Consider the following 14,474-nt stretch of genomic DNA (forward strand, 5'->3'; position numbering starts at 1 on the left):
GAGACGATATTCTCGCGAGGGACCTCAGCGTCAGCCGCCCTTGTGGTCCTGCTCGATCTGCTTGCCGATATAGGGCTCGACGCCCGGGCGGTACCAATCCGGCACCGGATTCGGGTAACCGCGATAATAGGTGCCCGTCGGGCCCTGCTGCGGCACCGCGACGTTGCGGCCCTCGATGATGACCGGGGCGTGCTGCGGCACCATCTGGCGTTCGACCACGACCGGATTGCCATAGCTGTCGACGATCACGTCGGCATTGGCGGCGGCGGCGGAAAGACCCAGCGTGCCCGCGGCGGCAGCGGCGATGATGAGCTTCTTCATGTCACGTCTCCCTTCTCTGAGCGCCGGGGCAATCAGGCTGCCACAGCGGCGCGTGTTGCTGGAACAACGGGTTGGGACGGGAGAGGTTCCCCGGAAGCCGCACGGGCAGGCCATGGAATCGGCCGTGGTGGGGATCGGAAGGGGGATCAGGAGGGCGGTCAGTCGGCGATCTGCGCGCGGATCTCCTGCGCCAGGGCGTCGACCTCGTCCGCGCCCTTGCTGCCGGGCGCGGTCTCCATCACCGTCAGCCCGTCGCCCATGCTGGCGGCGAAGGCGACGCGGTTGCCGAGGCGGGTGACGGCGGCCGGGTGGCCGAGCGCGCGGATCGCCTCGGTGATCTCCTGCGTGAGCGCTACCCGCGCCAGCGCGCGGTTGATGACGAGGAGGCTGGGAATGCCCTCCTTGGCGATCATCTCCAGCGTCGGCTGGGTCGCCCACAGGTCGATGGGGGTCGGCTGCACCGGCACCGCGACGAGGCTGGCGGCCTCGATCGCCGGACGGGATTCGATGTCGGATTTGGGCGGGGTGTCGATGACGACGAAGTCGTAGTCGCGGCCGAGGGCGCGGGCCTCGCGCCGGGCGCCCCAGCCGCTGGCGGTGCGGAAGGAAAGGCCGGTACCGTCCTCGCCGAGCGTCTGCTCGCGCGCCTCGAACCACTCGCCGAGGCTGCCCTGGGGGTCGCAGTCCACCAGCACCACGCGCCCGCCGCCGCGCGCGAGGGCGACGGCCAGATGCGCGGCCAGCGTCGTCTTTCCCGAGCCGCCCTTCTGCTGGGCGATGGTGATGATTCGGCCGCTCATCGGTCTGGCCCCCCGCCGGCGCAGGTTTGCACTGCAGCGGGCGGGCGGCAACGATTATTCGCGGAGGGCGGCCCTGCCGACGGCCGGCGGGATAGCCCCCGCCGGGTCAGGCTCCCGGCGTCAGACGCCGGCGCGCGAGCCGAGCACGACCACCTTGGTGCCCACCGCGACCCGGCTGTAGAGGTCGATGGCGTCCTGGTTGATCATGCGGATGCAGCCGGAGGAGACGTTGGTGCCGATGGTGGTGGGCTCCAGCGTGCCGTGGATGCGGTAGAGCGTGTCCTTGCCGTTCTGCCACAGATACATGGCGCGGGCGCCGAGCGGGTTGGACAGGCCGCCCGGCACGCCGATGCCGCTCTGAAGCTGGGAGAGCTGCGGCTTGATGTCGGGCCGGCGCGCGATCATTTCCTTGGGCGGATACCAATCCGGCCATTCCTGCTTGGAATTGATGGTCGCGGTGCCCGACCAGCCGAAGCCTTCCTTGCCGACGCCAACGCCGTAGCGGATCGCCCGCCCGCCGGGCTGCACGTAGTAGAGGAAGTGCTCGCGCGGATCGATGACGATGGTGCCCGGCGGCTGGCTGGTGGTGTAGGGCACCTCGTGGCGCAGATAGACCGGGTTGATGGACGATGTGTCGAAGGCGGCGATCGTGAAGCGGTCAGACACCTCGCCGTAATGGTCGGCGGTGTTGCCCATGCTCGCATAGCTCGACACCGAGGAAATCGGCTCCAGCGGCGCGCCGGCGGTCGTGGTCCTCTGGCATCCGCCAAGCGCCATCGCGGCTCCGGCGAGCGAGAAGCCGAGCACAGCGCGACGATCGAAACTTTTCATGATCCGCAACCCTCCAGCGATCAACTTGGCACATATTAATGCGCTTATGGTGAATAAGTTGTTGCCAGACGCGTGAGGCGGACACGGGCGGGCAGGTGTGGTCGGCGGGCGCCGCGGACGCGGTCAGGCCGGCCGCGGCAGGGAGCGCAGCTCCTCGACCCAGGCGAAGTCGAAATAGCCGCAGCGGGCGAGGGCGTGGAGCCGGTCGGTGCGCACCAGGCCGTCCTCGATGAAGGCTTCGTCGAGGTGGACACCGACGATCTCGCCGAAGATCAGGTGGCGCCCGGAGGCGGCACCGTGCCGGTCCCTGGCCTCCAGCGTCTCGGTCACCACGCATTCCAGCGCGCAGGGCGTGGCGGCGACGCGCGGCGGCTTGACCATGCGCGAGGGCGCGGTGGCGAGGCCGGTGAGCTCGAACTCGCTCTGGTCCGGGGGAATGGGCTTCGAGGACAGGTTGACCTGCTTGATCAGCTCCAGCGTCGCGAGGTTGCAGACGAACTCGCCGCTGGCGATGGCGTTGCGCGCCGAATCCTTGATGCCGGCGCTGGAGAACATGACGATGCTCGGATTCTCGCTTACCAAGTTGAAGAAGGAGTAGGGGGCGAGGTTGGCGGTTCCGTCCTCCGCCAGCGTCGAGATCCAGCCGATCGGGCGCGGGGCGACAAGGGCCTTGAGCGGGTCGTGCGGCAGTCCGTGATTGCGGCGGGCGGGCTCGTAGAACATGGATCAGAACCTCGTGACGATGTCGGCGAGAGCGGGGCGGGGGCGATCCTCCGGCGGGTGCGCCGGGGTGCCGATATGCACGAAGCCGATGAAGCGCTCGTCCTCCGCCAGCCCCAGCGCGCCGCGCACCCGCGCGTCGTAGCTGAACCATTGGGTGAGCCAGGTGGCGGAATAGCCGAGCGCATGGGCGCCGACCACCAGCAGGGTCGCGGCGGCGGCACCCGAGAGGGTCTGCTCCCACTCGGGAATCTTCACATGCGGACCGGCCTTCGAGACGACCGCGATCACCACCGGCGCGTGGGTGAGGCGGCTGCGCTCGATGGCGACGCGGTCGGCATCGGCATCGGGATTGTCCGCGAGGAAGACCTTGGCGATGGCCACGCCCGCGCGCTCGCGCGCCTCGCCCTCGAACACGATGAAGCGCCAGGGCGTGAGCTTGCCGTGGTCGGGCACGCGCGAGGCGATGGCGAGCAGCTCGTCGACCTCGTCCGGCGTCGGCCCGGGGCCGGCCATGTCGAGCACCTTCGGGCTCTTGCGGGTCTTGAGGAGGGAGAGGGTGGCGTTCGTCGGGGCGTGGGGGGAGGCGGCAGGTGCAGCGGTCATGGAGAGCATCCTTCTACCCTAGCCGGTAGCACGCCGGGCGGCCACTGACCAACAGCGCGCATCGCAGCCGGGCCATGCGGATGAGGGCTCTAGATGACTTGAATTTGCCGCCGTTTGCGGTCACCAGTGCCACATGGTCCAGCCCGCCCGCCATCGCCCCGCCTTCCGTCCAGCTCCGGCGTTTACCGCCCTGCGGATTGCCCTTGCGGCAGTCGTCGTCATGGGGACGATGCCGGCAATGGCGCAGGGCGCGCCGGCCCAGAACGGGGCCCCGAAGGCGCTGCCCTTCGTCGGCGACGAGCCGATCTCGCCCACCAACCGCATGGCGCCGCCGCTGGTGCCTCCCGCTGCCGCCGGCACGCCGGCCCATGGCGACCCGCACACGATCCTGCCGCAGCCGCCGCCCGGAAAGGCCGCCATCGGCATGAGCGCGCGCTTCGGCGACAAGGAGCCGCTGATCCCGCGCGGGCTGGTCTGGCGCGTCTTCGCCGACCGCGCCGAGGCTTCCGGCGCCTATCCGCTGGTGGCGGAGGCGGCCGAGCCGGCGCCGGTGTTCTTCCTCTCGCCGGGCGGCTACGTGGTGCACGTCTCCTACGGGCTGGCGAGCGTCGCCCGGCGCATCGTGGTCGGGCAGGAATCGCGCCGCGAGCAGCTCATCCTCAGGGCCGGCGCGATCCGGCTGGAGAGCGACGTCGCCGACAAGCCGATCCCGGCGCAGAAGGTGACCTACGACATCTACGAGGGCAGCTTCCTGCAGGGGCGGGCGTCGAGCCGCCCGTTCTTCCGCGGCGCCAATTCGGGCGATCTGGTCGTGCTGCCGGCCGGCAATTACTACGTCGTCTCCACCTATGGCGACGGCAACGCCACCATCCAGGTCGACGTCTCGGTCGTCGCCGGCAAGGTGGCCGAGGCGACGCTGCACCACCGCGCGGCGGAGGTGACGCTTCGGCTGGTGAACGCCGCCGGACAGGAGCCGCTGCCGGGCACCCAGTGGTCGGTGCTCAGCCCCGGCGGCGATGCCATCAAGGAATCGATCGGCTCGACGCCGACCCTCGCGTTGGCCGAGGGCGAATACACCGCCGTCGCCCGCTACGAGGGCAAGACCTACAGCAAGGACTTCAACGTCGAGGCCGGCAAGGACGGCCCGATCGAGGTGGTCGTCGGCGAGCAGGCCGCACCGCCCGACCTGACCGAGGGATCGGGCGACTGACGGGCCCGCCGGCGCCCTCGAGGGCCGGCGGTATTATGGTCAACGCTTTCTTAATCAAGGCGCCTTCATCATTGCCTCTCCCCTAGAGACGGAGGGCATTGAGATGATCGTGCGTCAGTTTCTGCTGTGGGCCCGGACGGCGCCGGACGCGGCGCGGGCCAAGGCGATCTCCGCTCTCGCGCGCGCCTATACGAGCGCCGATCTCGGTGCCGCGGACCGTGCCGCGCTGGAGACCGCGCTGCCGCTGCTGGCCGCCGATCCCTCACCCGACGTCCGGCTCGCTCTGGCGAGCGCGCTGAGCCGCCACCCGCTGGTGCCCGTCGACATCGTGCTGACGCTGGCCGAGCTCGACGGCGAGGCGGGGCAGGTGATGCTCACCCACTCCCCGGTGCTGAATACGCGCGAACTGATCGAGTTCTGCGAGAGCGGCGACGCGGTGCGCCAGGCCGCCATCGCCTCGCGCGAGGGCCTGCCGGCCCCGGTCGCCGCCGCGCTCGCCGAGACCGGCCACGCCGAAGCCTGCCTCGCGCTGGTGCGCAATGTCTCGGCCGACATTCCCGGTTTCGCGCTCGGGCGCATCGTGGTGCGGCACGGCCATGTCGGTACCATCCGCGAGGCGCTGCTGGCGCGTCCGGACCTGCCGGCGGCGGCGCATCAGGCCGTCATCCGCGCGGTGGCGGGAACGCTGTCCAGCTTCGTCGCCCAGCGCCAGTGGCTCGAGCCCGACGTCGCCGCCCGCGTCGTGCGCGAGGCCTGCGACAGCGCAGCGGTCGAGACCGCCGGCCGCGAGGGTGCCGATGTGCGCGCGCTGGTCGAGATCCTGAAAAGCCAGGGCGAGCTCACGCCCGCGCTGGCGCTGCGCTCCCTGCTCTCGGGGCAGGTGCGGATGTTCCTCGAGACCGTCTCGGTGCTCTCCGGCCTGCCGACCGACCGCATCGCGGCGCTCGCGGCGGACCGTTCGGGCGACGCGTTCCGCGTGCTCTACAACCGGATCGGCCTGCCCGCCGGCGCCTATCTCGCCTTCCGCACCGCGCTCGAGGTGCTGCAGCGCGAGGACTATGTCGACGAGGCGGACGAGGAGGAGGCCGGCCTCAAGCGGCGCATTGTCGACACGGTGCTCGACCGCTACGCATCGCAGGGCGAGACCGATAACAAGCTGGTCGGCGTGCTGGAGCGCTGGAAGGAAAATGCCGTGCGCGACGCCCGCGAGCGCCGGGAGCAGCGCGAACTCGCGGCCTGACCGCGGCACGTTCTCCGAGGGCGGCGGTTCGGCCTCAGCCGAACTGCTCGCGCAGGATGCGCTCCTCGATCGAATGATCCCGATCGACCAGCATGGTCATCGAGGAGGCATTGTCGAGCTTGGCCCGCACCGCCACCACGTTCAGCACCTGGAAATGGTCGGCCGTGGCGTTGACCGGGCGCTTCTCGAATTCCAGCACCGCGATGTCGACCCGCGCACGGTCCGGCACCAGCGCGCCGCGCCAGCGCCGCGGCCGGAAGGCCGAGATCGGCGTGACCGCGAGCAGCGGCGTGCCGATCGGCAAGATCGGCCCCTGGGCGGAGAGGTTGTAGGCGGTGGAGCCGGCCGGGGTGGCCACCAGCACGCCGTCGCAGATCAGCTCCTCCATGCGCACCTTGCCGTCGATGGCAATGCGCAGCTTGGCCGCCTGGTAGGACTGGCGGATCAGCGACACCTCGTTGATGGCGGGCGCGCGATGCTGGCGCCCGTTCACGTCGGTCGCTTCCATCATCAGCGGATGGATGACGACGCGCTGGGCGGCGGCGATGCGCTCGGGCAGGTCCTCCTGGCGGAACGAGTTCATCAGGAAGCCGACCGAGCCCCGGTTCATGCCGTAGATCGGGATGCCGCTATCGCGGAAGCGGTGCAGGCTCTGCAGCATGAAGCCGTCGCCGCCGAGCGCGACGACGATGTCGGCATCCTCCGGCGCGATGTTGCCGTAGCGGGCGACGAGCTGGGCCTGCGCGTGGAGCGCGTCCGGTGCCTCGCTCGCGACAAAGGCGATTCGGCCATATGCTGGCGCAGCGTCAGCATCCGCGGGTGATTCCGGGGTGGGGCGGGCGACGTCGTTCATGCATGTGAGCCCGGGCAGGGGGGGTGGATATGGTGGCGCCGGAAGACGAGTTTGGCACCATGATGGTCTATACGACCTGGCCGAGCGCCGTCGAGGCCGAAGCCGCCGGTCGCGCCATCGTCGCCGACGGGCTGGCCGCCTGCGTCAATATAATGCCGGGCATGGTTTCGATCTATCGCTGGCGCGGCGAGATCGAGCGGGCGGACGAGGTGGTGATGATCCTCGCGACCCGAGAGGACCTCGCCGACGCGGTGGCGCAGGCGGTGCGGGCGCGCCATTCCTACGACATGCCGGCGATCCTGTTCCTGCCCGTCACGGGCGGGGACACCGACTATCTCGACTGGATCGAGCAGGAAACCGGCGAATAGGAGACGGGCGAATAAGCGACGGTGCGAACGGGCCGCCCGCCCGCCCGCACCGTCGGTTCCTGGCCCGTTCAGCCTTCCGGCTTGTCCTGCAGATAGGGCTCGACCGCGCCCTTGAGCTTCACCGTCATCGGGTTGCCGGCGCGGTCCTTCGCCTTGCCGACGGCGACCCGGACCCAGCCCTCGCTGACGCAATATTCCTCGACATTGGTCTTCTCGACCCCCTTGAAGCGGATGCCGACGCCGCGGGCGAGCAGTTCCTCGTCATAGAACGGGCTGGTCGGGTCGCTGGAGAGGCGGTCGGGCAAGGTGCCGGGCACGGTGTCGGTCATGGTCGTCCTCGGGGCTGCTATGCGGAGGCGAGACATAGCCGCGCCCCCGCACCTTGCCAAGTTCGGGTCGGATGGGATCGGGAAAGGAAGACTTGCCGCCTCAGAGCACCGGGTTCCAGATCGCCGGTACCAACTCGTAGCCGCCGTCGTTGCGGCGCACATGGCCGAGGGCGGGGAAGGTGTAGTGATAGCCGGTGATCGGCAGCCGGTCGGCCGCCACCATGTCGTAGATGCGCTTGCGGGTCTCGATCGCCTTCGGCCCGTCCATGTCGAACTGCACCTGCCATTCGGGATGCACCGCGAACAGCGCCGGCAGGTTGGTGGTGTCGGACTGGATGAAGAGCTTCTCGTCGCCGTCCGCCAGCACGAAGGCGGTGTGGCCGGGCGTGTGGCCGACCGCTTCCACCGTGGTGAGGCCGGGCGCGATCTCCTTGTCCCATTCATACCTGGTGACGCGGCTGTCGATGTCCTTGAAGATGCGGCGGGCGTTCTTGAAGTTGCCCTGCAGCCCTTCCGGCGCGCGGCTCATCTCGCCGTCGTCCATCCAGTAGGACCACTCTGCCGCCGGGACCAGGATCTCGGCATTGGGGAAGGCGAGGGCGCCGTCGGTGGCGCGCAGGCCGTTGATGTGGTCGCCATGGAAATGGGAGATGACCACGGTGTCGATATCGGCCGGCTTCACCCCGGCCCAGGCGAGGTTGGCGGGCAGCTTGCCGACCGGCGCGCTGCCGCCCTGCGGGCCGTTGCCGGTGTCGATCAGCACCAGCTTGCCGCCGGTGCTCAGCAGCAGCGGGTTGAACTGGATCGTCATCGTGTCCTTCGGCATGAAGGCAGCTTCCAGCGCCGCGTTCACCTCGTCGCGGCTGGCGTTCTTTACGAAGCCCTCCGGGAGCGGGAAGCTGCGCGCGCCGTCATTCGCCACCGTGACCTCGATGTCGCCGACCTTGTAGCGGTAGAGGCCCGGCACCTGCTGGCCGGAGCCGGTCTGCGCCGCGGCCGGGCTCGGCGCGAGCACGCCGGAGGCCAGCGGAAGCGTGGCGGCAAGGGCCGGCAGGGCGGCGCCCCCGGCGAGGATGTGGCGGCGGGAGAGGTTCGTCATTGCGGGCTCCATGGCTGCAAGAGCCGCCCGAGGGGGCAGGCCGGCGCAGGCTAGTGGCGCTACGTCAGCCGGTCACGGCACCGCGCTTCACGTTCGGGTGAGAGGCTGACTAGAAGTGATATTTGTAGCCGAGCCCGATCTCGTTGTCGGACACCTTGCCGTTGGCCCATTCGCGGGTGAAGCCGACCGAGACCGAGTTGGCCTTGTCGATCCGGAAGCCGAGCGAAGTGCCGACCGCCGGCGTGTCGAAATCATAGGCCGTGTCGAAGGCGTTGCGGTAGCGCAGGTTGACGATCGACCATGTGACGACCGGCGTGACCTTCCAGTCCGCGGAGGCCGTCAGCGAGTAATAGGGAAAATCCGGCCCCGCGCTCTGCACGTTGCTGCCGAGCGCGGCCATGGCGGTGACCGAGAACGCCTCCGACAGCGCGAACTTGTAGCCGAGCCCGGCCTCGGATTTCAGGTCCCAGGCATCGGTGCCGGAGATGTCGTAATATTTGCCCGAGAGCGCGGCGACGACGTTGTTGTCGAAGGTGTGCCCGTAGCTGACGCCGGTCACCGTCGCCTTGCTGGCGTTGAAGTCGTTCGGCTCGCGCTGGGTCGTGATCGACACGCCGATCTCGTTCTCCGCGGCGAGAGCCGGTCCCGCGAACAGAACGGCCACGACCGCGGCGGCATAGGCAGACTTCATGTTGGAACGCCCCTCGAAGCTGACAGGGCGCGCCGCGCCGTCAGCGCTTCGGCTTGCCCCTCAACACCACATAGCTCGTCGCGGCCAGCAGCGTCACCACGACGAAGATCACCCCCACGACATTGATGACGGGCGACAGCCCGAAGCGCATGCGCGAGGCGATCTCGGTCACCAGCGTCCACTCGCCGCCGATGGCGAAGACGGTCGTGTTGTAGTTCTCGAACGATTGCAGGAAAGCGACGACCGCGGCGGTGAAGCAGGTCGGCGCGAGGAAGGGCAGGGTGATGCGCCGGAACACCATGGTATGGCTGGCGCCGAGGTCGAGCGCGGCCTCCTCCAGCGTGCGGTCCTGGCGTTGCAGCCGGGCGAGGAACAGCAGCATGGCGTAGGAGGCGATGAAGCTCGACTGCGCCATCACCGCGACGAACAGGCCGCCGGCGACGCCGAACTGGCGCCAGAAGATCAGGCTGGAAATGCCGAGGATGATGCCCGGCGTCAGCACCGGCGAGACCAGTACCGAATAGAGCATCGTGCCGGAGCGCTGGCCGAGCCGGGTGAGGATGAGCGCGCCCGACAGGCCGGCGGGGATCGACACCACGATCACGCCCAGCGCCACCAGCACCGAGTTGACCAGCCCCTGCAGCAGGCGCTGGTCATGGGCGAGGGCGACGAACCATTCCAGCGTGAAGCCGCGCCACTGGGTGACCGAGGGGTAGCCGTAGGAGTTGAACGCCGCCGCCGACATCACCGCCAGCGGCAGGAAGAGATAGAGCACGAACAGCCCGACATAGATGTTGAGCACGAGCTGGGCGGACCGGCTGTCGGCGGCGGAGGCGCTCATTTCGCGATGTCCCTCAGTCCGACGCCGAACAGGCGCATCATGATCAGGATGAAGATCGTGCACACGACCAGCAGCGACACCGCATAGGCCGAGCCCATGTTCCAGTTGTTGCTCTCGTAGAACTGCCGGTAGACGAGCTGGCTGAACCAGTCCCCGCCCTGGCCGCGGGTCATGATCGAGGGCACCGAATAGGAACCGGCCGAGAGCATGAAGGTCATGATGCAGCCGACCGCGATGCCCGGCTTGGCGTGCGGGATGATGACCCGGCGGTGGATGCGCACGGTCGAGGCGCCGAGGTCGCGCGCCGCCTCGATCTGGTTGCGGTCGAGCGTCTCCAGCGTGTTCACCATCGGGAACACCATGAACAGCACGTAGGTGTAGATCATCGCCAGGAAAACGGCGGAGGGGTTCTCGAGGAACGGGATCCAGCCGCGATTGTCGAGGTCGACGATGCCGAGCCAGCCGAGGATGCCGTTGATGACCCCGCGATAGTCGAGGATCATCAGCCAGGCATAGACCCGCAGCAGCTCGTTGATGGCGTAGGGTACGATCAGGCAGACCATCAGGATGATCGCCTTGCGCGGCCCCGAGGCCAGCGCCACCACATAGGCCACCGGGTAGCACACGACGAGCGCCAGCAGCGTCACCATCAGCGCGTAGATGATGGTGCGCACGAAGATGTAGAAGTGCAGCGAGCTCATGCGGGTGAAGTTGGCGAAGCCGTAGGTCTTGGGTGGATTCTTCTCCTGCGCCTCGAGCTCGGTCACCTCGGCCTGCTTGGCCGCGAGCTGGGCCTCGATCGCCGCCTTCTTGGCCGGGTCGGTGGCGTTGCCCTGGTCGAGCTCCAGCACCGCGATGTCGTTGTAGAGCCGGTCGATCGTCAGCGAGACGCTGCCCTTAGCGTCGCGCCACCACAGCGACTGCTGGACCATCGCGCCGAGCGGCACGAGGATCAGCGCGAAGATCCAGACGATTGTGATGAGCGCGATCAGCGTCGCGAGCGGCTTGCCGTAGGCGCGGGCGAGGCTACCCATTGGCGAGCGCTCCCACCGGGAACACCAGCGCGTCCTGCCGGCCGAAGGAGAGCGAGAGCTCTTCGGGCAGCTCGCGGATCGCCGGGCCGTTGGGCAGCGTCACCATGAACTGCTGGTCGGCGGCGGCGCAGTCGAGATTGACCGAGGGCCCTTCGAGGCTGCGCGAGACGAGGCGGGCGGGGAAGCTGTTCTCGCCGGTGCCGGCGAGCGCGATGCGCTCGGGCCGCACCATGACCAGCGCCTCGTCGCCGACCGAAAGCGTGCCGCTGGTCCGGCCCTGCAGCCGGCCGACTGGCGTGTCGACGCCGGCCTCGCCGCCGGCGAGCGTCGCGACCCGGCCGCGCAGCACGTTCTGCTCGCCGACGAAGGTGGCGACGAAGGGCGTGGCGGGATCGGCGTAGAGCATGTCGGCCTCCGCGACCTGCTCCAGCCGGCCGCGGCTCATCACCGCCACGCGGTCGGACATGGCGAGCGCCTCGCCCTGGTCGTGGGTGATGTAGATGAAAGTGATGCCGACCCGCCGCTGGATCGTGCGCAGTTCGGTGCGCATGTGCTGGCGCAGCTTGAGGTCGAGCGCGGAGAGCGGTTCGTCGAGCAGCAGCACGGAGGGCTCGACCGCCAGCGCGCGGGCGATCGCCACGCGCTGGCGCTGGCCGCCGGACAGGTCCGCGGGCTTCTTGTCGCCGAAGCCGCCCAGCGCCACCAGCTCCAGAAGCTCCTGCGCGCGCTTCAGCCGCTCGGCCTTGCCGATGCCACGCGCCTCGAGCCCGAAGGCGACGTTCTCGGCGACGCTCATCAAGGGAAAGAGCGCGAGGTTCTGGAAGATCAGCGCGGTGGGGCGCTCATTGGGCTCCTTGCCCGCCATGTCCTCGCCGCCGATCAGCACCCGGCCCTCGGTGGGGTGGATGAAGCCGGAAATGGTGCGCAGGATCGTGGTCTTGCCGCAGCCGGACGGCCCGAGGATGGAGAAGAACTCGCCCGCATGGATGGACAGGTCGGTGGGATGAACCGCTGTCGCCTCGCCGAAGCGGATCGACACCTTGTCGAGACGTACGTCCTTGCCGCGCATGGGATCGCCATCGGCGCCGTGTTCGCCGCCAAGGCCGGGCATGTCCCGGCCTTCCACGTCGTCGGGGGCCATCCGAGCTGGCGTGGATCCCCGGGACCCGCCCGGGGATGACGTTGGCTGGAGGGAACGCCGGTCAGGCGTTGGTCAGCTTCTCGACGTACTCGCCGCGCAGCTTGGCGTAGAAGTCCGTCTGCATCGGCCACCAGAACAGGTTGTCGATGGTGTCGCCCGGATAGGCGGCCTCGAAGGCGGAACGCGCCTCGTCGGAGAGGAACTCCGAGGAGCCCTTGGCGCAGGAATTGTAGCCGGTGGTGTTGGAGAACTTGGCGCCGATCTCCGGCTGGTAGAGGAAGTTCGCCAGCGCGTAAGCCTGCTCGACATTGGCCGCGCCGGCCGGCATGGCCAGCGTGTCGGTCCAGGCGAGGCCGCCTTCCTTCGGCATGCCGTAGCTCCACTTCTTGTCGACGTTGCGGTGGAGCAGGATACCGGTGGTGTCCCAGGTCTGGCCGATGGTGCAGCCCGCGTCGGTGAAGGCCGCGGTCGCCTCGGTGGCGTTGTTCCAGAACGCGCCGATCTCGCCCTTGTGCTCGACGATGAACTTCAGGCAGCCCTCGAAGACGCGGCGGGAGTCAGCCTCGGACTTGTACAGGTCGAGGCCGCGGTTGGAGGGCAGCGTGCCGTTGGCGTCGAGATAGAGGGCGACGCCGTTGAACACCGACTTCTGGCGGATGGCGGTCTGCTTCGGGTTCGCCGGCATCCACATGTCGCCATAGGAGATTTCGCCGGACTTCTTGCCGGGGAACTTGGTCGAATCCCAGGTCACGCCCTCCGTGCCCCAGTCGAAGGGCACCAAGTAGCGCTTGCCACGATAGGCGGCGCCGAGCGTGAGCGAGTTGCGGTAGATCGAGGGGATGACCTGGTCGACCTTGAACTTCTTCTCGTCGATCGGCTGCAGCAGGTTGTCCTTGTAGTAGTTCGGGCCGGTGTCGACCGAGGGGAAGAGCAGGTCGAAGCCCTTGCCGCCGGCGGCGCGCAGCTTGTTCTCGGCTTCTTCGTTCGAGCCGTAGGTCGACAGGTTCACCTTGACGCCGGTGGCATTGGTGAAGTCGGCCAGCACGGTGTTCTTGTCGAAATAGTCACCCCACGCATAGACGTCGACCGAGCCGGAGGTGGCGAGCGCGTCATGCGCGCGCAGCACCACCGGGGCGGCGAGGGCGAAGGCACTGGCCTTCATCAGGTCGCGACGGGAAAAACGAGACATTTGAACCTCCCTTAGCCCCCGGGGGGCGGAACCGCGTCCGCTCTAGTGAGGCGCGATGAACGGACGATGACACGAGCTTTCGGGCCCACAAAGCGCCGCGCGTAGGGGCAAGGGGTGCTGTCGGATGAAGACAAGACGGGTGTCGATTCCGTTCAACGTTGCCGCAGGTGGCGGCAAGGGGTGCGTGGATAGGGGTGCGACAATCTGTCATGTCCGGTTTCGCTGGCGTTGCGGCAGGGGTGGCCTAAATTCCGCCTACCCGTTGATCCGGGCCCCTCTGACGCGAGCCGAGCCGGCGTTCGCGTGATGTCGGATCGCTTTTCCGATGTCGCGCCGGCTGTAGTCGTGTCCGCTCATGAAGCGTTGTTTCCTGTACCGTGATCCCGTGCCCGCGCAGCGTCGCGCGTCGCGGGACTACGTCTCGACCTGGGGGGAGTGATCCGGTGGATTATCTGATCGAACTTGCCGTCAGCCCGGCGGCCTGGGCGGCGCTGGTGACGCTGATCGCGATGGAAGTCGTGCTCGGCATCGACAACCTGCTGTTCATCTCGATCCTGACCAACAAGCTGCCCCCTGACATCCGCCCGCGCGCGCGCCGGATCGGCATCGGGCTGGCGCTCATCATGCGGCTCGGCCTGCTCAGCACGGTGGCGATCATCGTCCAGCTCACGGAGCCGGTGTTCACCCTGTTCGACCAGCCGTTCTCCTGGCGGGACATGATCCTGATCGGCGGCGGACTGTTCCTGGTGTGGAAGGCGACCAAGGAGATCCATCACGCCATGGCGCCGCCGGACGAGCAGGACGCCATGGAGGGAGGATCGCTTTCCATGGGCTTCGGTGCGGCGATCGTGCAGATTCTGATCCTGGACCTCGTGTTCTCGGTCGACAGCATCATCACCGCGGTCGGCATGACCGATCACATCCCGATCATGGTGATCGCGGTCATCGTGGCGGTGCTCACCATGCTGTTCGCGGCGGGCCCGCTGGCGAACTTCATCAACCGCAATCCCTCCATCGTGATGCTGGCGCTCGGCTTCCTTCTGCTGATCGGCACTACGCTTATCGCCGAGGGTTTCGGCGCCCACGTCTCGAAGGGCTACATCTACACGGCGATGGCGTTCTCCGCCGGCGTCGAGATGCTGAACATGATCCAGCGTCGCCGCCACGCGGCCTGAGGCGGCGGCGGACAGATGCTCCGGCG

General features: G+C 68.4%; 17 protein-coding genes. 4 read left to right on the forward strand and 13 right to left on the reverse strand.

Going from position 1 to position 14,474, the window contains the following annotated elements; translation table 11 throughout:
• Window positions 1–30 precede the first annotated feature (30 nt).
• From NVS83_RS05610 to NVS83_RS05630, 5 genes are all read right to left on the reverse strand, one after another.
• Window positions 31–321: a hypothetical protein gene (locus tag NVS83_RS05610; protein ID WP_258730437.1), complete on the reverse strand. Its 291-nt coding sequence runs from the start codon at window positions 319–321 to the stop codon at window positions 31–33.
• A gap of 158 nt (window positions 322–479) precedes the next feature.
• The gene (gene parA / locus NVS83_RS05615) at window positions 480–1,121 is read right to left on the reverse strand and encodes a ParA family partition ATPase (RefSeq protein WP_258738421.1); all 642 of its coding nucleotides are present in this window, start codon (window positions 1,119–1,121) and stop codon (window positions 480–482) included.
• A gap of 120 nt (window positions 1,122–1,241) precedes the next feature.
• Complete coding sequence (locus NVS83_RS05620; protein WP_258738422.1) at window positions 1,242–1,952, reverse strand: L,D-transpeptidase; 711 nt, start codon at window positions 1,950–1,952, stop codon at window positions 1,242–1,244.
• Between the two features lie 123 nt (window positions 1,953–2,075).
• A complete protein-coding gene (locus NVS83_RS05625; RefSeq protein WP_258738423.1) occupies window positions 2,076–2,675 on the reverse strand; it encodes a flavin reductase family protein in 600 nt (199 codons plus the stop codon).
• A 3-nt stretch (window positions 2,676–2,678) separates the two neighbouring features.
• Window positions 2,679–3,278, reverse strand: coding sequence for a nitroreductase family protein (locus tag NVS83_RS05630; protein WP_258738424.1), 600 nt, complete (start codon window positions 3,276–3,278; stop codon window positions 2,679–2,681).
• 238 nt (window positions 3,279–3,516) lie between these two features.
• Here NVS83_RS05630 and NVS83_RS05635 point away from each other — a divergent pair, with 238 nt between their 5' ends.
• A complete protein-coding gene (locus tag NVS83_RS05635) occupies window positions 3,517–4,488 on the forward strand; it encodes an RgsD C-terminal domain-containing protein (protein ID WP_258738425.1) in 972 nt (323 codons plus the stop codon).
• 103 nt (window positions 4,489–4,591) lie between these two features.
• Complete coding sequence (locus tag NVS83_RS05640; protein ID WP_258738426.1) at window positions 4,592–5,728, forward strand: DUF2336 domain-containing protein; 1,137 nt, start codon at window positions 4,592–4,594, stop codon at window positions 5,726–5,728.
• Window positions 5,729–5,762: 34 nt separating this feature from the next.
• Here the strand turns inward: NVS83_RS05640 and NVS83_RS05645 are convergent, their stop codons facing one another.
• On the reverse strand, window positions 5,763–6,581 hold the full coding sequence (locus NVS83_RS05645) for an NAD kinase (RefSeq protein WP_258738427.1): 819 nt from the start codon (window positions 6,579–6,581) through the stop codon (window positions 5,763–5,765).
• Between the two features lie 59 nt (window positions 6,582–6,640).
• On the opposite strand from NVS83_RS05645, the gene cutA reads away from it, so the two are divergent.
• Entirely contained in the window at window positions 6,641–6,949 is a 309-nt protein-coding gene (gene cutA, locus NVS83_RS05650) for a divalent-cation tolerance protein CutA (RefSeq protein WP_258730429.1), read from the forward strand.
• Between the two features lie 68 nt (window positions 6,950–7,017).
• On the opposite strand, the gene NVS83_RS05655 is transcribed toward cutA, so the two are convergent.
• The 7 genes from NVS83_RS05655 to NVS83_RS05685 form a co-directional block, all read right to left on the reverse strand.
• Window positions 7,018–7,278 (reverse strand): DUF3297 family protein, encoded by a 261-nt coding sequence (locus NVS83_RS05655; protein WP_258738428.1) that lies wholly within the window; start codon window positions 7,276–7,278, stop codon window positions 7,018–7,020.
• A 100-nt stretch (window positions 7,279–7,378) separates the two neighbouring features.
• Complete coding sequence (locus NVS83_RS05660; protein ID WP_258738429.1) at window positions 7,379–8,377, reverse strand: MBL fold metallo-hydrolase; 999 nt, start codon at window positions 8,375–8,377, stop codon at window positions 7,379–7,381.
• 109 nt (window positions 8,378–8,486) lie between these two features.
• Window positions 8,487–9,068, reverse strand: a complete 582-nt coding sequence (locus NVS83_RS05665; RefSeq protein WP_258738430.1) for an outer membrane beta-barrel protein — start codon at window positions 9,066–9,068, stop codon at window positions 8,487–8,489.
• Window positions 9,069–9,108: 40 nt separating this feature from the next.
• A complete protein-coding gene (locus tag NVS83_RS05670; protein WP_258738431.1) occupies window positions 9,109–9,909 on the reverse strand; it encodes an ABC transporter permease in 801 nt (266 codons plus the stop codon).
• Entirely contained in the window at window positions 9,906–10,943 is a 1,038-nt protein-coding gene (locus NVS83_RS05675; protein WP_258738432.1) for an ABC transporter permease, read from the reverse strand. The genes NVS83_RS05670 and NVS83_RS05675 overlap by 4 nt, the downstream gene beginning before the upstream one ends.
• Window positions 10,936–12,012, reverse strand: coding sequence for an ABC transporter ATP-binding protein (locus NVS83_RS05680; protein WP_258738490.1), 1,077 nt, complete (start codon window positions 12,010–12,012; stop codon window positions 10,936–10,938). The genes NVS83_RS05675 and NVS83_RS05680 overlap by 8 nt, the downstream gene beginning before the upstream one ends.
• Window positions 12,013–12,145: 133 nt before the next feature.
• On the reverse strand, window positions 12,146–13,273 hold the full coding sequence (locus NVS83_RS05685; protein ID WP_258738434.1) for an extracellular solute-binding protein: 1,128 nt from the start codon (window positions 13,271–13,273) through the stop codon (window positions 12,146–12,148).
• Between the two features lie 443 nt (window positions 13,274–13,716).
• Between NVS83_RS05685 and NVS83_RS05690 the strand changes: the two genes are divergently transcribed.
• Window positions 13,717–14,448 (forward strand): TerC family protein, encoded by a 732-nt coding sequence (locus NVS83_RS05690; RefSeq protein ID WP_258738435.1) that lies wholly within the window; start codon window positions 13,717–13,719, stop codon window positions 14,446–14,448.
• Window positions 14,449–14,474: the final 26 nt, after the last annotated feature.

Source organism: Ancylobacter mangrovi (genome assembly GCF_024752335.1).
Lineage (GTDB): Bacteria > Pseudomonadota > Alphaproteobacteria > Rhizobiales > Xanthobacteraceae > Ancylobacter > Ancylobacter mangrovi.